General features: G+C 67.4%; 19 protein-coding genes. 13 read left to right on the forward strand and 6 right to left on the reverse strand.

Features of this window, described 5'->3' with window-relative positions; genetic code table 11:
• Nucleotides 1-7 precede the first annotated feature (7 nt).
• From nadC to AAG565_RS02760, 3 genes are all read right to left on the reverse strand, one after another.
• Nucleotides 8-871, reverse strand: a complete 864-nt coding sequence (gene nadC / locus AAG565_RS02750; protein WP_348818013.1) for a carboxylating nicotinate-nucleotide diphosphorylase — start codon at nucleotides 869-871, stop codon at nucleotides 8-10.
• Between the two features lie 4 nt (nucleotides 872-875).
• Nucleotides 876-1,778, reverse strand: a complete 903-nt coding sequence (gene argF / locus AAG565_RS02755) for an ornithine carbamoyltransferase (RefSeq protein WP_348818014.1) — start codon at nucleotides 1,776-1,778, stop codon at nucleotides 876-878.
• Between the two features lie 77 nt (nucleotides 1,779-1,855).
• Complete coding sequence (locus tag AAG565_RS02760) at nucleotides 1,856-2,431, reverse strand: Fe-Mn family superoxide dismutase (protein ID WP_348818015.1); 576 nt, start codon at nucleotides 2,429-2,431, stop codon at nucleotides 1,856-1,858.
• A gap of 211 nt (nucleotides 2,432-2,642) precedes the next feature.
• Here AAG565_RS02760 and grxD point away from each other — a divergent pair, with 211 nt between their 5' ends.
• The gene (gene grxD / locus AAG565_RS02765; protein ID WP_348818016.1) at nucleotides 2,643-2,972 is read left to right on the forward strand and encodes a Grx4 family monothiol glutaredoxin; all 330 of its coding nucleotides are present in this window, start codon (nucleotides 2,643-2,645) and stop codon (nucleotides 2,970-2,972) included.
• Nucleotides 2,973-3,024: 52 nt separating this feature from the next.
• On the opposite strand, the gene AAG565_RS02770 is transcribed toward grxD, so the two are convergent.
• On the reverse strand, nucleotides 3,025-3,570 hold the full coding sequence (locus AAG565_RS02770; protein WP_348818017.1) for a DJ-1 family glyoxalase III: 546 nt from the start codon (nucleotides 3,568-3,570) through the stop codon (nucleotides 3,025-3,027).
• A 119-nt stretch (nucleotides 3,571-3,689) separates the two neighbouring features.
• Here AAG565_RS02770 and icd point away from each other — a divergent pair, with 119 nt between their 5' ends.
• Nucleotides 3,690-5,456, forward strand: a complete 1,767-nt coding sequence (gene icd / locus AAG565_RS02775) for an isocitrate dehydrogenase (NADP(+)) (RefSeq protein WP_348818018.1) — start codon at nucleotides 3,690-3,692, stop codon at nucleotides 5,454-5,456.
• Between the two features lie 54 nt (nucleotides 5,457-5,510).
• Here icd and AAG565_RS02780 read toward each other — a convergent pair whose 3' ends face one another.
• Nucleotides 5,511-6,833 carry a diguanylate cyclase gene (locus AAG565_RS02780; RefSeq protein ID WP_348818019.1) on the reverse strand — a complete coding sequence of 441 codons (1,323 nt, stop codon included), beginning with the start codon at nucleotides 6,831-6,833 and terminating at the stop codon, nucleotides 5,511-5,513.
• Between the two features lie 150 nt (nucleotides 6,834-6,983).
• Here AAG565_RS02780 and AAG565_RS02785 point away from each other — a divergent pair, with 150 nt between their 5' ends.
• Nucleotides 6,984-7,748: a molybdopterin-binding protein gene (locus AAG565_RS02785; protein ID WP_348818020.1), complete on the forward strand. Its 765-nt coding sequence runs from the start codon at nucleotides 6,984-6,986 to the stop codon at nucleotides 7,746-7,748.
• A gap of 5 nt (nucleotides 7,749-7,753) precedes the next feature.
• On the opposite strand, the gene AAG565_RS02790 is transcribed toward AAG565_RS02785, so the two are convergent.
• Nucleotides 7,754-8,620 (reverse strand): DMT family transporter, encoded by an 867-nt coding sequence (locus AAG565_RS02790; protein ID WP_348818021.1) that lies wholly within the window; start codon nucleotides 8,618-8,620, stop codon nucleotides 7,754-7,756.
• Between the two features lie 77 nt (nucleotides 8,621-8,697).
• On the opposite strand from AAG565_RS02790, the gene AAG565_RS02795 reads away from it, so the two are divergent.
• From AAG565_RS02795 to AAG565_RS02840, 10 genes are all read left to right on the forward strand, one after another.
• Nucleotides 8,698-9,153 (forward strand): response regulator, encoded by a 456-nt coding sequence (locus AAG565_RS02795; RefSeq protein ID WP_348818022.1) that lies wholly within the window; start codon nucleotides 8,698-8,700, stop codon nucleotides 9,151-9,153.
• Between the two features lie 88 nt (nucleotides 9,154-9,241).
• Complete coding sequence (locus AAG565_RS02800; RefSeq protein ID WP_348818023.1) at nucleotides 9,242-9,520, forward strand: FmdB family zinc ribbon protein; 279 nt, start codon at nucleotides 9,242-9,244, stop codon at nucleotides 9,518-9,520.
• Between the two features lie 41 nt (nucleotides 9,521-9,561).
• Nucleotides 9,562-10,185 (forward strand): DUF502 domain-containing protein, encoded by a 624-nt coding sequence (locus AAG565_RS02805; protein WP_348818024.1) that lies wholly within the window; start codon nucleotides 9,562-9,564, stop codon nucleotides 10,183-10,185.
• Between the two features lie 153 nt (nucleotides 10,186-10,338).
• Complete coding sequence (gene aspS, locus AAG565_RS02810) at nucleotides 10,339-12,114, forward strand: aspartate--tRNA ligase (RefSeq protein ID WP_348818025.1); 1,776 nt, start codon at nucleotides 10,339-10,341, stop codon at nucleotides 12,112-12,114.
• A 21-nt stretch (nucleotides 12,115-12,135) separates the two neighbouring features.
• Nucleotides 12,136-13,548: a hypothetical protein gene (locus AAG565_RS02815; protein ID WP_348818026.1), complete on the forward strand. Its 1,413-nt coding sequence runs from the start codon at nucleotides 12,136-12,138 to the stop codon at nucleotides 13,546-13,548.
• Nucleotides 13,549-13,677: 129 nt separating this feature from the next.
• Nucleotides 13,678-14,775, forward strand: a complete 1,098-nt coding sequence (gene nadA / locus AAG565_RS02820) for a quinolinate synthase NadA (RefSeq protein ID WP_348818027.1) — start codon at nucleotides 13,678-13,680, stop codon at nucleotides 14,773-14,775.
• A gap of 20 nt (nucleotides 14,776-14,795) precedes the next feature.
• Nucleotides 14,796-16,082 carry a serine hydroxymethyltransferase gene (glyA, locus tag AAG565_RS02825; protein WP_348818028.1) on the forward strand — a complete coding sequence of 429 codons (1,287 nt, stop codon included), beginning with the start codon at nucleotides 14,796-14,798 and terminating at the stop codon, nucleotides 16,080-16,082.
• 101 nt (nucleotides 16,083-16,183) lie between these two features.
• Nucleotides 16,184-16,723 carry a transcriptional regulator NrdR gene (nrdR, locus tag AAG565_RS02830; RefSeq protein WP_348818029.1) on the forward strand — a complete coding sequence of 180 codons (540 nt, stop codon included), beginning with the start codon at nucleotides 16,184-16,186 and terminating at the stop codon, nucleotides 16,721-16,723.
• 15 nt (nucleotides 16,724-16,738) lie between these two features.
• Nucleotides 16,739-17,845 (forward strand): bifunctional diaminohydroxyphosphoribosylaminopyrimidine deaminase/5-amino-6-(5-phosphoribosylamino)uracil reductase RibD, encoded by a 1,107-nt coding sequence (ribD, locus tag AAG565_RS02835; protein WP_348818030.1) that lies wholly within the window; start codon nucleotides 16,739-16,741, stop codon nucleotides 17,843-17,845.
• Nucleotide 17,846: 1 nt separating this feature from the next.
• Nucleotides 17,847-18,449, forward strand: a complete 603-nt coding sequence (locus AAG565_RS02840) for a riboflavin synthase (RefSeq protein ID WP_348818031.1) — start codon at nucleotides 17,847-17,849, stop codon at nucleotides 18,447-18,449.
• Nucleotides 18,450-18,464 lie beyond the last annotated feature (15 nt).

The following is an 18,464-nucleotide window of genomic DNA, read 5'->3' on the forward strand; positions in this document are numbered from 1 at the left end:
GTGCGCTTCAGATGAGGCGCATCGACAGGTCGATCGCGTGCAGGTGCTTGGTGATCGCGCCGACGGAAATGCGATCCACGCCGGTGTCGGCCAGCGCACGGATCGTCTGCAGCGTCACGCCGCCGGAGTACTCGAGCAGGGTGTGCCCGCCGCGCGCACGATGCGCACGCACCCGCTGCACCGCTTCACGCAGCTGATCGTCTGCGAACTCGTCCACCAGCAGCAGATCGACATCGGCCTGCAGCGCCGCATCGACCTCGTCGAGCGTCTCCGCCTCGGTCATCAGTGGCACGCCGGCGCCGAGCGCGCGCGCCTGCGCGATCGCGGCGCGGATGCCGCCGGCCGCGGCGATGTGGTTCTCCTTGATCAGGATGCCGTCGTACAGTCCGATGCGGTGGTTCACGCCGCCGCCGCACAACACGGCGTACTTCTGTGCGTTGCGCAGCCCGGGCAGGGTCTTGCGCGTGTCAGCGACCTGGCAGCCGGTGCCGGCGATGGCATCGGCGTAGCGACGCACCGCGGTGGCGGTGCCGGAGAGCGTCTGCAGGAAATTGAGGGCGGTGCGCTCGCCGGTCAGCAGGGCGCGTGCCGGACCTTCCAGCCTGAACACGCTCTGTCCGGCGGCGACCGTCGCGCCTTCCGTCACCTGCCAGTCCAGCGTCACCGCGGGGTCGAGCTGACGGAACACCTCGTCCACCCAGGGCCGCCCGCAGACGACCGCCGCCTCACGGGCGATCACGCGCGCCTGCGCGCGCTGCGCCGCCGGTACGAGCAGCGCGGTGACGTCGCCACCGCCGATATCCTCGGCCAACGCGCGGCGCACGGTCTCGGCGATGTCGTTGACGTAGCTCGGCAGCGCGATCATCCGCATGGCTTCAGTGGACGCCAAACAGGAATTCCAGCAGCGCCATCTGCGCCCAGAGACGGTTCTCGGCTTCGTCCCATACGACGGATTGCGGTCCGTCGATGACGTCGGCCGAAACCTCTTCACCGCGGTGTGCCGGCAGGCAGTGCATGAAGACCGCATCCTTCTTCGCGCGCGCCATGAGCGCGCGATCGACCTGGTAGCCGGAGAAGGCAGCGAGCCGTTTCGCCGTTTCCGCCTCCTGCCCCATGCTGGTCCAGGTGTCGGTCACCACCAGATCGGCGCCGTCCGCGGCCGCGCCGGCATGGTCCACGAGCACGGCGTGCCCGCCGGCGGCAGCGACGATCGCCGCGTCCGGCTCGTAACCGCGAGGCGCCGCGATGCGCAGCGTGAAGCCGAACAGGCGTGCTGCTTCGATCCACGAATGGCAGACATTGTTGCCGTCGCCGATCCAGGCCGCGACCTTGCCAGCCGGATCGCCGCGGTGTTCGAACCAGCACTGCATGTCGGCGAGCAACTGGCACGGGTGATGCGAGTCCGACAGGCCATTGACCACGGGCACGCGCGAATGGGTGGCCAGTTCCTGCTGGTCGGCCTGCGAATCGTTGCGGATCATGATCGCGTCGCACATGCGCGACAGCACCTTCGCCGTGTCCGCGATCGGCTCGTCGCGGCCGAGCTGGGTGGTGCCGGCGTGCAGGAACAGCGCATGTCCGCCGAACCTGGCCATGCCGGCCTCGAAGCTGACGCGCGTGCGCGTCGAATTCTTGGTGAAGATCATCGCCAGCGTCTTGCCGACGAAGGGCCGAAAGGCGGGGTCCGGGCGGGCGCGCAGCGCCATCGCACGCGCGATCACCTGCCGGGCTTCGGCCGGCGAAAGGTCCGAAAGACGAAGGAAATGCCGGACTGCCATCACTGATGCTCCAAACGAAAAGGGCCGCGCACTCGCGCGGCCCGGATGAACTCCGGTCGTCGGCAACCGGGTCGGACTCAGGCGAGATTCTTCTCCACGAAGTCCCAGTTGACCAGCGCCCAGAAGTGCTCCAGGTACGTCGGGCGCGCATTGCGGTAGTCGATGTAGTAGGCGTGCTCCCAGACGTCGCAGGTCAGCAACGGCTTCTTGCCTTCGGTCAGCGGCGTCGCGGCGTTGGCAGTGTTGACGATCGCCAGGCTGCCGTCGGCGTTCTTCACCAGCCAGGTCCAGCCGGAGCCGAAGTTGCCGAGCGCGGATTCGGTGAACTGCTTCTTGAAGTCCTCGACGCCGCCGAAGGCCTTGACGAGCGCGTCGGTGAGCTTCTTGCCGGGGCCGGTCTGCTTGGGCGTCAGGCAGTTCCAGAAGAACGTGTGGTTCCACACCTGGGCCGCGTTGTTGAAGATCTTGCCGGAGGATTTCTTGACGATGTCCTCGAGCGCCATGTTCTCGAACTCCGTGCCGGCGATCAGCTTGTTGCCGTTGTCCACGTAGGCTTTGTGGTGCTTGCCGTAGTGGTAGTCCAGCGTCTCCGCCGACATGTGCGGCGCCAGCGCGTCGCGTGCGTAGGGGAGTTCGGGGAGGGTCATGGCCATGATGGTGTCCTCGGTCTGGCTCTGGCTGTGGAGTACAAGGGGGCAAAAGGGCCAACAAAATAGGCGACGGGACCGTCAAATTCAATACTTGAAAGCCGCGCATCCGCCCCGATCATCGCATTGTGGCTGCCGATGGCCAGAGCGCTTCACCGGGTGTTCACATGCGCGCGTATAATCCGCGGCCGTTATCACTCCCTTGACGGAGACCTCGATGGACGCACTCGAGCGTATCAAGAAGCAAGTCACTGAAAACCCGATCATTATCTACATGAAGGGTACGCCGGACTTTCCCCAGTGCGGCTTCTCCGCGCGGGCGGTCCAGGCGATCAAGTCCTGCGGCGTGCCGTTTGCCTACGTCAACATCTACGAGGACGAGGAGATCTACCGCGCGCTGCCCAAGTTCGCCAACTGGCCGACCTTCCCGCAGCTGTACGTGAAGGGCGAGCTGATCGGCGGCTGCGACATCACGCTGGATCTCCACCAGTCCGGCGAGCTGGAGAAGATGCTCAAGGAAGCGGTCGGCGAGAAGAAAGCCGCGTAGCGTACGTCTGCACAAACCGGGGCCATCCAGGGCCCCGCCTTTCGATACCAGCTCAAACCGGATAGAGCAAACCCGCGGCGATCTCCTTGCGGCGCTGAGTGCCGCACAACGCTTCGACGAGCTGCAGCGCGAAGGCCATGGCCGTCGCCGGGCCCTGACTGGTGATGCAGTGGCCATCGACGACGACCGGTCGATCGACGTAGTGCAGCAGCTCGGTGCGAAACGCGGGGTAGCAGGTCGCCTGCTTGCCGTCGAGCAGGCCGTGCGGCGACAGTGCCAGTGCCGGCGCCGCGCAGATCGCGCCGTACCAGCGATGGTTGAGCCGCTGGGTGCGCAGCTTGTCCATCAGCGGTGCGCATTGCGCGAGTGCGCGTGCGCCGTTTTCGCCGCCGGGCAGTGCGATCAGGTCGAAGTCCTGGTCGGCGACGTCCCCGAACAGTGCGTCGGCTTCGAGCGTGATGCCGCGCGTGCCCTCGACGCCGCGGTCCGCGCCGATGCTGGCGACGGTGACCTCGACGCCGGCGCGCCGCAGCACGTTCACCATCGTCACCGTTTCCAGCGATTCGGAACCCGGTGCGATCGGGATCAGGGCTTTCATGGATGCGCTCCTCGGGACTCGGCCCGCACGTTAGCGGTTTGCGGCGGCTTGGGCAAAGCAGCGTAGAATCAGCGCCTCACAGACTGCACGACAGCACAAGAAATTCGGAGACTCGAAACATGTCCGCGTATCGCCATATCAGGATTCCCACGACGGGCGAGAAAATCAGCATCAAGAACGGGCAGCTGCACGTGCCCGACCAGCCGATCGTCGGTTATGTCGAAGGCGATGGCATCGGTCCGGATATCACCAAGGCCTGCCTGCGCATCTGGGATGCGGCAGTCGAGAAGGCCTACGGCGGCAAGCGCAAGATCCACTGGTGCGAAACCTACCTCGGCGAGAAGGCCGCGGGACTCTACGACGGGAACTACTGCCCGGACGAGACGATCAAGGCGCTGGCCGACCTGGTCGTGTCGATCAAGGGTCCGCTGACCACACCGGTCGGCGGCGGCTTCCGTTCGCTCAACGTCGCATTGCGCCAGGACCTGGACTTGTATGCCTGCGTGCGCCCGGTGCGCCACTACGCCGGCGTGCCGAGCCCGCTCAAGCGTCCGGACAAGGTCGATGTGGTGATCTTCCGCGAGAACACCGAGGACGTGTACACCGGCATCGAGTACAAGGCCGGCTCGCCGGAGAACGAGAAGCTGACCAAGTTCCTGCGCGAGGAGATGAAGGCCAAGTTCTTCGACGGCGCCGGTCTCGGCGTCAAGCCGATCTCCGCGTTCGGCACCAAGCGCCTGGTGCGCAAGGCCATCCAGTACGCGATCGACAACGGGCGCGAATCGGTGACCCTGGTGCACAAGGGCAACATCATGAAGTTCACCGAAGGCGCCTTCCGCAACTGGGGCTACGAGGTGGCGCGCGAGGAATTCGGCAACGTCACCATCACCGAGGAACAGCTGTACGCCGAGTACAAGGGCAAGCAGCCGGAAGGCAAGATCGTCATCAAGGACCGCATCGCCGACATCATGTTCCAGATGATGCTGCTGCGTCCGGAGGAGTTCGACGTCATCGCGACGATGAATCTCAATGGCGACTACCTGTCCGACGCCATCGCGGCGGAGGTCGGCGGCGTCGGCATCGCGCCGGGCGCGAACATCGGCGACCACGTCGCCGTGTTCGAGGCGACGCACGGCACCGCACCCAAGTACGCCAACCTCAACAAGGTCAATCCGGGCTCGCTGCTGTTCTCCGGCGTGATGATGCTGGAGTACATGGGCTGGAAGGAGGCCGCGGACCTGATCACGCTGGTCTATCCCGAAGTCGTCTCCGACGGCATCGTCACCTACGACTTCGCGCGTCAGATCGACGGCGCCAAGGAGGTCGGAACCAGCCAGTTCGCCGATGCGCTGATCGAGCGCATCCAGGGCGGCGTGGACCTGGAGGCCAAGCGCAAGGCGCAGCAGGCGCAGCTGGCCAAGGAGCGCAAGCAGCGCGAGATCCGCCGCCTGCTGCAGCCGATGGAGGAAATGGTCGAGACCGGCCGCGTGCCGCACACGGTCGCCGACCTGATGACGCGCGCGCTGATCACGGTGACCGACAGCGAAACGGTCGAGACGGCGATGCACGTGATGACCGACAACGACATCAGCTCGGTCGTGGTCGAAGCCGACGGCAAGGGCGAGTGGGGCATCCTCACGCGCCGCGACATCGTCAGCAAGATCGTGCACGCCGGCAAGAATCCGGCGACCACACGCGTCAAGGACATCTGCACGCGTCCGGTGGTTTCGGTGCCGGCCGAGATGAGCATCCGTGAGGCGGCGGCGACCCTGTCGCGGTCGAACTTCAGCCGCGTGACGGTGGAGCAGGGGGGCAAGATCATCGGTATCGTCACCGAGACCGACATCTTCAACGCGGTGGACAAGTTCGCCTGGGCGCTGGAGTAGCGCGGCCGCGCCGAACGTGCCGCCCGCGACGCACGGACCGGGTGGCGCTGCGGTTCAGGCGAGGATGCAGCGATTGCGGCCTTGGTGCTTGGCCTGGTAGAGCGCGCGGTCGGCGCGCTCGAACAGGCTTTCCGGGGTGTCGCCGGCAACGAGTTCGGCCAGGCCGCAGGACACGGTGACCGAGATGCGCTCGCCGCGCGCCGCGAAGCCGGCGCCTTCCACGGTCCTGCGCAGTTGGTCGGCACGTGCGAGTGCCTCATGCCGGCCGGTGCCGGTCAGCAGCATCACGAATTCCTCGCCGCCGATGCGGGCGACGAAATCGCTCGAACGGACGTTGCGCAGCAGTAGCTGCGCAACCACCCGCAGCAGCTTGTCGCCGGCCGGGTGGCCGTAGCGGTCGTTGATCCGCTTGAAGTGGTCGATGTCCCAGACGGCGAGCAGCACCGGCGTCCCGGCGCCGGCATCGGCGAACACCTGCTGGATGCGGTGCTCGTAGGCGAGGCGGTTGGGCGCGCCGGTGAGCGCGTCGGTCAGCGCGAGCTTCTGGCCCTCCTCGGCAGACTGCCTGAGCGCCTGCGCACCTCGTTCGAGCTCCTCGATACGGCTGCGCATGCGGCTGGCATCGGCTTCGTGCTGCTGGCGCCGCTGTGCCTCGCGCTCCTGGTAGCTTCGCAGGTGTTCGCCGATCAGCTCCAGCCGCCGGCGGACCTGGTCCTGCAGCGATGACAGCGAGACCGCGGCGCGCACGCTGTCGTCGATCGCCTGCATCTCGCCGCGCAGGTCCGAATCGAGCCGCTGCCCGCTGGCGGCCGCAGCCTGGCGGTTCTGCGATTCGCGTTGCAGATAGCCGGCCATCTCGTCGAGACGCGCCGTGACCTGTTCGAGCAGTCGCTCGGCGGCGACTTTCTCGTTGCGCAGCGCGGCCCGATCGAGCGCGATCAGTTCGGCGAACTCTTCGGCGGCACCGGAGGCGTCACCGCGCGCGAGCCGCTCGCGCAGGCTCTGCGCGCGCGGCTGCTGCGCGGGAGAGAAGACCACCAGCTCGAGGACCTCCGCGGGCAGCGCCGCCGGTCCGATCGGCGCGGGAGTCGAGGATCTGGCCACTCCGCGATCGGGCAGCAGGGCCACGGCGCGCGAAACGGACTCGGCGAGCGGCCCGAGCTGCTCGAAGCTGTGCGGTCGGGACAGCGCCGCAGTCAGGCGCTCCAGCTCGCCGTCGAGCCGGCCGTCGAGTCCGCGCGCGGCGGCGCAGAGCCGGCCGATGAGGCGCCGCTGCAAGGCATCCATCGACACCCAGCGCTGCCGGTCCGCCTCGTGCTCCTGCGTGGCGTTGCGGTACTTGAGCTGCCAGGAGTTGTCGTTGTCCGAGGCGGCCATCGTGGGAATCGGTCTTGATCGTCGCAGTATCGCCGATACGGCCGGGCACCGGACGCCGGTCCGACAAAAGGCCAGTGACCGCCTCATGCGCGGCCCGTGCCGGAACCGCACGGACATCCGTCGCGTGGCGTCCGTCTATCATGCGCGGGCATGGACATCGGACTGTTGATCATCGGCGACGAGATCCTGTCGGGCAAACGACAGGACCGGCACTTCGCACGCGTCATCGAGATCCTGCGCACGCGCGGCCTGGAACTGGCCTGGGCGCAGGTCCGCGGTGACGACGAGATCGACATCGCCGACGCGCTGATCTGGGCGCGCACGCGCGGCGATCTGGTGCTGTCCTGCGGCGGCATCGGCGCGACGCCGGACGATCGCACCCGCCAGGCGGCGGCGCGCGCTTTCGGCGTCCCGGTCGAACGGCATGCCGGCGCCGAGGCACTGATCGTCCGCCAGTACGGCGACGCGGCCCATCCGCACCGTGTGCTGATGGCGGATTTCCCGCGCGGCGCCGGTCTGATCCCGAACCCGGTGAACCAGGTTGCCGGCTTCTTCGTCGAGGACTGCAATTTCGTGCCCGGTTTCCCGGAGATGGCCTGGCCGATGCTCGAATGGGTGCTCGATGCCCGCTATCCGCATCTGCAGCGGCGGAGCGCAACGGCCGAATACCGGCTGCGCGCGGTCGGCACCAGCGGCGAGGGTGATCTGTTGCCGCTGATGGAAGACACGCTCGCGCGCTTCCCGTCGATCAGGCTGTCGAGCCTGCCGTTCCGTGGCGACGCGACGCGGCCACGGCACATCGAATTCGGCTTCAAGGGCGAGCCGGCGGCTGCGGCCGCGGCGTACCGCCACTTCGCGGCACGGCTGGCCGCCGAATTTCCGGTCGAGATCGAGACACTCGACGCGCCGGCGTGAACGCGTCAGCCGGCGGTGCGCGCGACCTGGCCCCGTATCGACACGAGCACGCAGGTCGCGGCGACGAGCAGCGCGCCGAGCGCGGACCAGGCATCGATGCGCTCGTCCCAGAACAACCAGCCGAGACCGGCGGAGATGATCACCGCCGCATAGGTGAACGGGCTGATCAAGGCGGCCGGCGCACAGCCGTAGGCCCGCGTCAGGTGGATCTGGCCCACCGTCGCCAGCAGGCCGGCGCCGAGCAGCCAGGCCAGCGTCGTCGGCGCGGGAACCGTCCAGGCCCACAGCAGTGGGACGCTGGCGATCGCCGTCCCCAGCAGCGCGAAGTAGAACACGATGCGTGCCGGGGGCTCGGTGTCGGAGATGCGGCGGATGCTGACCATCGCACAGCCGGCGAGGATGCCCGAGGCGGTGCCGACCAGTCCTGCGGTGGTGTCGATGGGATGCAGGCCGGGTTTGACGATCAGCGCGATGCCGACCAGCCCCAGCAGCGCGGCCGGAAACGCCACCGCGGCCGGCCTTTCGCCGATCCAGGCCCAGGCGATGAACGGAATCCACAGCGGGGTGGAATAGGTGAGCAGGATCGCCTCGGCCAGCGGCAGGTGGGCGATGGCGTAGAAAAAGGTGTACATGGCCAGGATGCCGAAGCCGGCGCGCCACAGGTGCCCGCCCAGGCGCGCGGTGCGGATGCCGACGCCCCCCTTGCGCAGCAGCCACGGCAACAGGATGGCGAGGCTGACCAGGCAGCGGATGAAGACGACGACCTCGTTGGGGGCCGAGCGCGCTGCGAACTTGATGCACACGCCCATCACCGAGAAGGCGGTGGCGGCGATCAGGGCATGCAGCGCGCCGCGGCGCAGGTCGTCGTGCATGGTCGTCGAGTGGCGGCGCGGGATTTTTTGCGGCGGGCATTGTAGCCTCGCGGCGGATATCGGTCCGGAGAACGTGAATGCACAGCAGTGATGGGCGCGGCGCCGCACGGCCTCCGGTGTTGTTGCTGGTCGAGGACAATCCGGCCGACATCCGTCTGGCGCAGGAGGTGCTGCGCATGGCCGGCTTCGAGCACGAATTGCTGCTGGCACGCGACGGGGAACAGGCGCTGCGGCTGCTGCGTCGCGGCAGCGGCTACGAATCGGCCCCGCGTCCGGCGCTGGTGCTGCTCGATCTGAACCTGCCGCGGCTTGACGGGCGCAGCGTGCTGCGCGAGATCAAGCAGGATCCGGCGCTCCTGCGGATCCCCGTGATCGTCCTGAGCACATCCAAGGCCGACAGCGACGTCAGTGCCTGCTACGACGCCCATGCCAACTGCTACTTGGTCAAGCCGGTGGACGTGCTCGAATTCACCCGGCTGGTCGAACTGATCCGCGACTTCTGGTTCGGTGTGGTGCAGTTGCCGCCGGCCTGAGCGGCTGGCTGGACCGCGCGCGGCCGAGCCTTGAAAATACCGCGTCCCGCCCCCAGTTGCGGTGGGGCGGGTCCATCCGAGGTCGATCATGCCGATTTACGAGTACGTCTGCACCGCCTGCGGTGCCGAATCCGAAGTCATGCACAAGGTGTCCGAAAGCCCCGGCGAGTGCCCCGCCTGCGGCAAGGCGAAGCTGGCCAAACTGATGTCGGCCGCCGGCTTCCGGCTCGGCGGCGGTGGCTGGTACGAGACGGACTTCAAGTCCGGCAACAAGCGCAATCTCGCCGGCAACGACGGCGCCTCGGCCTGCACGCCGGCAGGCTGCGACAAGCCGGGCTGCGCCGCCAAGGCGGAAGCATCGGCCTGAGCCACGGCGCCCGGCGGCACGCGGGCGCGGAGTCGTTCGACTTGAGCAATCTTCTCCGTCGCTGGCTGATCGCCGGCATGCTGATCTGGCTGCCGCTGGGCGCCACGCTGCTGGTCATCCGCTTCGTCATCAACCTGCTCGATACGAGCCTGCTGCTGATTCCCGAGGTCTATCGGCCCGACATCCCCGGGCTCGGCGCGCTGCTGTCGATCGTCCTGGTGCTCGGGACCGGTGCGATCGCCGCGAACTACCTGGGTGGCCGCGTGGTGGTCTGGACCGAGGCCATGCTCGGCCGCATCCCGCTGGTCCGCACGGTGTATGGCGGGATCAAGAAGCTGGCGGAGACGATCTTTTCCGACAAATCGGTGTCGTTCCGGCAGCCGATCCTGATCGAGTATCCGCGCAAGGGGCTGTGGTCGGTGGCCTTCATCACCGGCGATCCGATCGGCGAGGTGCAGGACAAGACCGCCGAGCACGTGCTGACCTGCTTCGTGCCCACCACGCCGAATCCGACCTCCGGCTTCATCGTGCTGGTCCCGGAGAAGGACATCATCCGCCTCGACATGCCGGTCGAACAGGCCATGCGGCTGGTGATTTCGCTGGGCGTGGTGACGCCGGACGTCCTGCCGCGCAAGAACGGCGACGCGGCCAGCGATCGCCTCTGAGGCCTGCGCCGGCGCCGTTCGACAGCGTGCCGCCGGATTCATACACTACGCGGCTTCCTGACGAGCCCCCGCCACGCCGGCGGCGGTCCGCCTCGCGCCAGGCGACTCCCGCCGGGCCGCCCTTTCGATTGACCAGACGATTCATCAGCAAACATGCGTAGTCATTACTGTGGCCAGGTGACGGAGCGGCAGGTCGGCGAGACCGTGACCGTCTGCGGCTGGGTTCATCGCCGCCGCGACCACGGCGGCGTCATCTTCATCGACCTGCGCGACCGCGAGGGCCTGCTGCAGTGCGTGTTCGACCCGGACACGAAGGGCGCCTTCGAGGCGGCCGATCGCCTGCGTTCGGAGTATGTCGTGCAGATCAGCGGCCGCGTGCGCCTGCGCCCAGCCGGCACCGAAAATGCGCAGCTGACCACCGGCAAGATCGAGGTACTGGGCCAGTCGGTCAACCTGCTGAATCGCGCCGAGACGCCGCCGTTCCACCCGGACGACGAGACGGTGGGCGAGGACACGCGCCTGAAGTACCGCTACATCGACCTGCGCCGGCCCGAGATGCAGAAGAACCTGCGCCTGCGCCACGACGTGATCAAGCGCATCCGCGATTTCATGGATGCCAATGGCTTCGTCGATGTCGAGACGCCGATCCTGACCAAGGCGACGCCGGAAGGCGCGCGCGATTACCTGGTGCCGTCGCGCACGCACCCGGGCCAGTTCTTCGCGCTGCCGCAGTCGCCGCAGCTGTTCAAGCAACTGCTGATGATGTCGGGCCTGGACCGCTACTACCAGATCGCGCGCTGCTTCCGCGACGAGGACCTGCGCGCCGACCGCCAGCCGGAGTTCACGCAGCTCGACGTCGAGACCTCGTTCATGTCGCAGGATCAGATCATGGATCTGATCGAAAGGCTGGTGAAGGATCTGTTCCAGGCGGTGCTTGGTGTGGATCTGGGCACGCTGCCGCACATGGCCTATGCCGAGGCGATGCAGCGCTACGGCTCCGACAAGCCGGACCTGCGCAACCCGCTGGAGCTGGTCGAGGTCGCCGATCTGGTCAGGGATGTCGATTTCAAGGTCTTCGCCAGCCCGGCGAACGATCCGAAGTGTCGCGTCGCCGCGCTGCGCGTGCCGGGCGGCCGCGAGAAGCTGTCGCGCGGCGAGATCGACAAGTGCACCGAGTTCGTCAAGATCTACGGTGCGAAAGGCCTGGCCTACATCGTCGTCAACGACAAGGCGAGGGGCCGTGACGGCCTGCAGTCGCCGATCGTCAAGAACCTGCACGACCGCGCGCTCGCCGGCATTCTCGAACGCACCGGCGCCCAGGACGGCGACGTGATCTTCTTCGGTGCCGACAAGTGGAAGATCGTTTGCGACGCGCTCGGCGCACTGCGCCTCAAGCTCGGCCACGATCTGGGCCTCACCGCGCCGGGCTGGAAGGCACTGTGGGTCATCGACTGGCCGATGTTCGAGTACGACGACGAGGCCGGGCGCTGGGTGTCGCTGCACCATCCGTTCACCGCGCCCAAGCCCTTCGACGCCGACGCGCTGCGCGCGAATCCGGGGGCGACGCTGTCGCAGGGATACGACATCGTCCTCAACGGGATCGAGATCGGCGGCGGCTCGGTGCGTATCCATACCGCGGCCGTGCAGCAGGCGGTGTTCGAGCTGCTCGGCATCGGTCCGGAGGAGCAGCAGCAGAAGTTCGGCTTCCTGTTGCAGGCGCTGTCCTACGGTGCGCCGCCACATGGGGGCATCGCACTCGGGCTCGACCGCCTGGTGATGCTGATGGCCGGCCGGCCGAGCATCCGCGACGTCATCGCCTTCCCCAAGACGCAGACCGCCCACTGCCCGATGACCGACGCGCCCAGCAGCGTCGATGCGCGGCAGCTGCGGGAACTGCACATCCGTTCGACGGTCCAGTCCAAGGCCTGATACCTCGTGGAGCTCTCCCGCATGTCCCGCATCCGCCGTCCGCTGTTCATCGCCGTCGTGGCGCTGTCGCCGGCTCTGCTCGCCGCCTGCAACATCAACGGCATCGGCAGCGGCAACAAGCTGGAGACGCTCGAGATCAGCCGCCAGACGGCACTGATCGACCGCAGCAGTCCTGCGTCCTATGTCTGTTTCACCGACAAGCTGCAGTTGATCGGCACGTTCACCAACGGTGGCCGGGCGGACTACAGCGCGCGGGGACGCTGGCGGTCCTCGAATCCGGATATCGTGGCCGTGAGCAACGGCGACATCCTGTTCCCGGGCAGCACCACGACTGCCTATGCCTCGGGCACGATCGTGCCCAAGGCCGAAGGCACCGCGACGATCACCGCGGAATTCGTCGGGCTGAGCGCCAGCTACGACGTCGAGGTGCGCCGGCTGCCGGACGATGCCATCCAGCTCACCGAGTCGGCGATCACGCTGGCGCCGGAGACGGTGCGCGGCCTGAGCCTGACCGCCGACGTGGACGGCTACCTGCTCAACGTCACCGGCGCGGCGAACTGGTCGTTCGTCGATGAGGGCAGCGGCGTCACCGCGGCCGATTTCGCGACGATCGGCGTCGGCAGCGGCATCGTCGTCGCCAAGCTCGCCGACAATCTGCCGGTCACGCTGCGCGCCCGTGCCGAATTCCCGCTGTGCCAGGATACCGGCGGGACCGACCCGCTGCGCTACGAGGCCGACGTGACCGTCGCACCGCTCACCGGCCTGACCCTGGAGCGCGAGTTCACCGATGCGCCGAACGACGAGCTGATCGTCGGCACGACCGAGGCGTTCAAGGTGACCGGACACTTCGACAGCGGTGCGGTACAGGATCTGACCGGACAGGTGCCGCTGAAGAGCGACAACGTCGAGGTCGCGACGGCCCTGGCGCTGGTGCGCAACATCGTCAGCGCGCTCAAGGCGGGAACGGTCGGCATCACCGCCGTCTATGGCGGCGACGATGGCAACAATGCCGCGGACGACCGCGATCCGCCGCAGGTGGACAGCAACACGGTCACGCTCAACACCGTCGTCGGCGAACTGCAGGGGTTCACGATCGCGCCGCTCGACGCCACGCTCAAGGCGCTGGGGCGACAGCAGTTCACCGCGACCGGCACCTTCCTGGTCAACGGCGAGACGCGCAGCCAGCCGATCACGCGCGGCGTGTCGTGGCTGGTGACGACGACCGACGGCAAGGCCACCGCCGCGGCGTCCTACTCGAATGCGCTCGGTTCGGCGGGGCTGGTCGCCTCGCTGCTGCCGCAGGCGGACACGGTGAAGGTCAAGGCGACGCGCGGCAGCGGCGACAGCGCGCAGAGCCAGGAGACGACGCTGTGCATCTACACGCCGGACACGGCTGCGCCCGATTGCCCGCCGCCCAGCGACGGCAACCCCTGATCGTGCGGCGGCGAACCGCCGCATGCGGCGCACGGACGACAAAGGGTAGGGTTCGGTCCACCCGCGCGCTACAATAGCTTGTTGTTCGGAGCGGACATTTCCGCCGCAGGGCATGCCGGAGGCCTGGATATGGCAGCCGTTCTCAAATTCGATGACTTCAATCTGCTGGACGACGGCGAGTGCGACGCACGCATCGTCGCGGCGAAGCGCGTGCTCGGTGAGCGTCTGTGCATCCTCGGTCATCACTACCAGCGCAACGAAGTCTTCAAGCACGCCGACTTCTCCGGCGACTCGCTCAAGCTGTCGCAGATGGCGGCCAAGACCCGCGCCGAGTTCATCGTCTTCTGCGGCGTGCACTTCATGGCCGAGGTGGCCGACATCGTCACCGGCGGCGAGCGCACGGTCATCCTCCCGGACCTGGCCGCCGGCTGCTCGATGGCGGACATGGCGAATCTGGCCAAGGTCAACAAGTGCTGGCAGGAACTGGCGGGCGTGCTCGATCCCGACCAGGCCGTGACGCCGGTCACCTACATCAATTCGGCCGCGGACCTGAAGGCGTTTTGCGGCAGCCATGGCGGCATCGTCTGCACGTCGAGCAACGCGCGCGCGGTGCTCGAATGGTCGTTCGCGCGACGTGAGAAAGTCCTGTTTTTCCCGGACCAGCACCTCGGCCGCAACACCGCCTTCGACATGGGCATCCCGCTCGACGAGATGGTGGTGTGGGATTTCAGCAAGCCGCTGGGCGGGCTGACGGCCGAAGCGATCCGCAAGGCGAAGATGATCCTGTGGAAGGGCTTCTGCTCGGTGCACCAGATGTTCCAGCCGGCGCATATCGAGCATTTCCGGACGCGCGTGCCGCACGGCAAGGTCATCAGCCATCCGGAGAATGCCTTCGAGGTCTGCCGGAAATCCGACTTCGTCGGCAGCACCGAATACATCCTGCGCACGGTGCGCGCCTCGCATCCGGGCGATCACTGGCTGGTCGGTACCGAGCTGAACCTGGTCAACCGCCTCGCCGACGAGATGAAGCCGCATGGCGTCACCGTCGAGTTCATGTCGCCGACCGTGTGCATGTGCTCGACGATGTTCCGTACCGATCCGCAGCACCTGGCATGGACGCTGGACAACCTCGTCGCCGGCAAGGTGGTCAACCAGATCCGGGTGCCCGCCGAGGTTGCGAGGCCGGCACGTGCCGCCCTCGATCTGATGCTGGAAGTCGTCGATTAACGCCTCACGAGTAATAGCCGATGTGGACCAACGCCCCGAGCCTCGCCCAATTCGATCCTGAGCTGAACGCCGCGCTGCTCAAGGAAGCCCGCCGCCAGGAGGCGCACATCGAGCTGATCGCGTCCGAGAACTACGCCAGCCCGGCGGTGATGCAGGCGCAGGGTTCGCAGCTGACCAACAAGTACGCGGAAGGTTATCCCGGCAAGCGCTATTACGGCGGCTGCGAGTATGTCGATATCGCCGAGACGCTGGCGATCGAGCGCGTCAAGCAGATCTTTGACTGCGACTACGCCAACGTGCAGCCACACTCTGGCGCCCAGGCCAACGCGGCGGTCTTTCTCGCGCTGGTCAGCCCCGGCGACACGGTGATGGGCATGAATCTCGCCCAGGGCGGTCATCTCACTCATGGCAATCCGGCGAATTTCTCCGGCAAGCAGTACAGGATCGTGCCCTACGGCCTCGATCCGGCCACCGGCCTGATCGACTACGACGAGATGGCGCGCATCGCGCTGGAGACGAAGCCGAAGATGATCATCGGCGGCTTCTCGGCGTATTCGCGGGTCAAGGACTGGAAGCGCATGCGCGAGATCGCCGACCAGGTCGGCGCGTGGTTCTGGGTGGACATGGCGCACATCGCCGGCCTGGTCGCCGCCGGCGAGTACCCGAGTCCGCTGCCGCACGCGCACGTGGTCACCTCGACGACCCACAAGACGCTGCGCGGCCCGCGCGGCGGCATCATCCTGTCCAAGGGCCAGCCCGAGGAGTTCAACAAGAAGCTCAACTCGGCGGTGTTCCCCGGCATCCAGGGCGGCCCGCTGATGCACGTGATCGCCGCCAAGGCGGTGGCCTTCAAGGAGGCACTCGATCCCGGCTTCAAGATCTACCAAAAGCAGGTGATCGCCAATGCACGCGCGATGGCCAGGGTCCTGCTCGAGCGCGGCTACAAAGTCGTGTCCGGCGGCACCGACAATCATCTGTTCCTGCTCGACCTGATCGCCAAGAACGTCACCGGCAAGGACGCCGAGGCCGCGCTGGGCAAGGCGCACCTCACCGTCAACAAGAACTCGGTGCCCAACGATCCGAAGTCGCCGTTCGTGACCTCGGGCCTGCGCCTGGGTTCACCGGCCTCGACGACGCGCGGCTTCAAGGAAGCCGAGATGGCGCAGGTGGCGAACTGGATCGCCGACATCGTCGATGCGATGAGTGCCGGCGGCGATGTCGATCGGGCGATCGCGCGCGTGCGCGGCGAGGTCGAGCAGCTGTGCGCGCGGTTCCCGGTGTATCAGGCCGCGCAGCGCGCGGCCTGATGTGAGACGTGAGGAGTGAGACGTGAGACGTGATCAGCTAATGAACGCCGCTTGCAGTCGTCTCACGTCTCACGTCTCACGTCTCACGAGCGTGTAGCGCGATGCAATGCCCGTTCTGCAAGGCGCCGGACACCCGCGTGGTCGATTCGCGCCTGGCCGAGGACGGCACGCAGGTGCGGCGGCGGCGTGAGTGCGAAGCGTGCGGCGGGCGCTTCACGACCTTCGAGCGCGCGCAGCTGGCGATGCCCAACATCATCAAGCGCAGCGGCGATCCGGAGCCCTTCTCGGAGGACAAGCTGCGCCGCGGCATGGAAAGTGCGCTCTACAAGCGGCCGGTCACCGCCGAGCAGCTCGATCATGCGATCGAGAATCTGAAGCGCAAGCTGCGCGCGTCCTCGGAACGCGAAGTCCACTCGCAGCAGCTGGGCGAGTGGGTGATGGAGGAACTGCGTGACCTCGATCACGTCGCCTACGTGCGTTTCGCGTCGATATATCGCAGTTTCGAGGACGTCAATGCCTTTCGCGAGGAGATCGAGCGCCTGCAGACCCTGCCCAGTGCCGAGGAGCGGCGCTCGCAGCTCTCGCTGATCGAGGAAAGCACCGGGAACCGTCAATCGAGAGCCGGGAATCGTAAAAGCTGAAGCGCCGTGCCGACGATGTCCGACTCCCGAGTTCCCGTCCCCGAGCGCCTGATGGCGCGTGCGCTGCGCCTGGCCGAGCGCGGTGGCCCGACGACGCATCCGAATCCGCGCGTCGGCTGCGTGATCGTGCGGGACGGTGAGGTGATCGGCGAGGGCTGGCACGAGCGCGCCGGCGAACCGCACGCCGAGGTACATGCCCTGCGCGCCGCCGGCGAACGCGCCCGCGGCGGCGAGCTGTTCGTCACGCTCGAACCCTGTTCACACCACGGACGCACGCCGCCCTGTGCCGATGCCGTGATCGCTGCCGGCGTCCGCAAGGTCTGGGTGGCGATGCACGATCCGAATCCGCAGGTGGCCGGGCAGGGGATCGCGCGTCTGCGCGCAGCCGGCATCGAGGTCGTCGAGGGCCTGATGGAGCGCGAGGCGCGCGCGCTCAATCGCGGCTTCGTATCGCGCATGACGCGACAACGGCCCTGGGTCACGCTCAAGCTCGCCGCGAGCCTCGATGGACGCACGGCGATGGCCAGCGGCGAGAGCCGCTGGATCACCGGCGCCGAGGCGCGCGCCGACGTGCAGCGCCTGCGCGCGCGCGCCGGCGCGGTGCTGACCGGGGTCGGGACCGTGCTGGCGGACGACCCGCAGCTGAACTGTAGGGAATCGGCAATCGGCGACCGGCAATCGTTTTCGCGGCAGCCGGACCGGATCGTGCTCGATTCCGACGCGCGCGTTCCTGCGCAAGCCAAGGTGTGGAATCCGGGTGCGCGGCGCTTCTGGGTCACGGCACAGCCGGGATCTGCGCCGCACGGCGTGCAGCGCCTGACCGTGCCACGCAGCGCATCGGGCCTGGCCCTGGATGGGGTGCTGGCCGCTCTGGCCGGACACGAGGTCAACGAAGTGCTCGTCGAATGCGGCGCGCGCCTGGCCGGTGCGTTTCTGCAGCAGCGGCTGGTCGATGAGCTGATCCTGTACCTGGCGCCGTGCCTGCTGGGCGACGACGGGCGAGCGCTGGCGCAGCTCGCGGGCATCGATCGTCTGGACCAGCGGCTGCGGCTGGAGTGGCTGGACCTGCGCCGTGTCGGCCCGGATCTGCGCATCACCGCGCGCCCTGTCGAGGAGTCTTGAGATGTTTACCGGCATCATCGAAGCGCTGGGCCATGTCGCAGCCGTCGAGGAACTGGGCGGCGACCGCCGCATGCGCTTCGCGGCCGACGCTGATCTGGACGGCGTGCGCCCCGGCGACAGCATCGCCGTCAACGGCGTCTGCCTGACCGCCACCGCGCTGGACGCGCATCAGTTCAGCGCGGACCTGTCCGCTGAAACGCTCGCCTTGACCACCGCAGGCGGCTGGACCGTGGGGCGCCGGGTCAATCTGGAGCAGGCGCTGACCGCCGGCAAGCCGCTGGGCGGACATCTGGTGACCGGGCATGTGGATGGTGTCGGGCACCTGATCGAGCGGTTCGAGGATGCGCGCTCGTGGCGCTTCCGTTTCGAGGCGCCGCCGGACCTGGCGCGTTACATCGCCCGCAAGGGCTCGATCTGCATCGATGGCGTCAGCCTGACCGTCAACGACGTCGAAGGCAGCCGCTTTGGAGTTAACATCATTCCGCACACCCTGAGTCAGACGACGCTGGGCGGCTTGCAGGCGGGCGATCCGGTCAATCTCGAAGTGGACGTGATCGCACGCTATCTGGAACGGTTGTTGGACAGTCGCCGGGAGGTCGTTTGACATGCCGGCGACAGG

It is taken from the genome of Fontimonas sp. SYSU GA230001, from assembly GCF_040066175.1.
Classification (GTDB): Bacteria; Pseudomonadota; Gammaproteobacteria; order Nevskiales; family Nevskiaceae; genus Solimonas.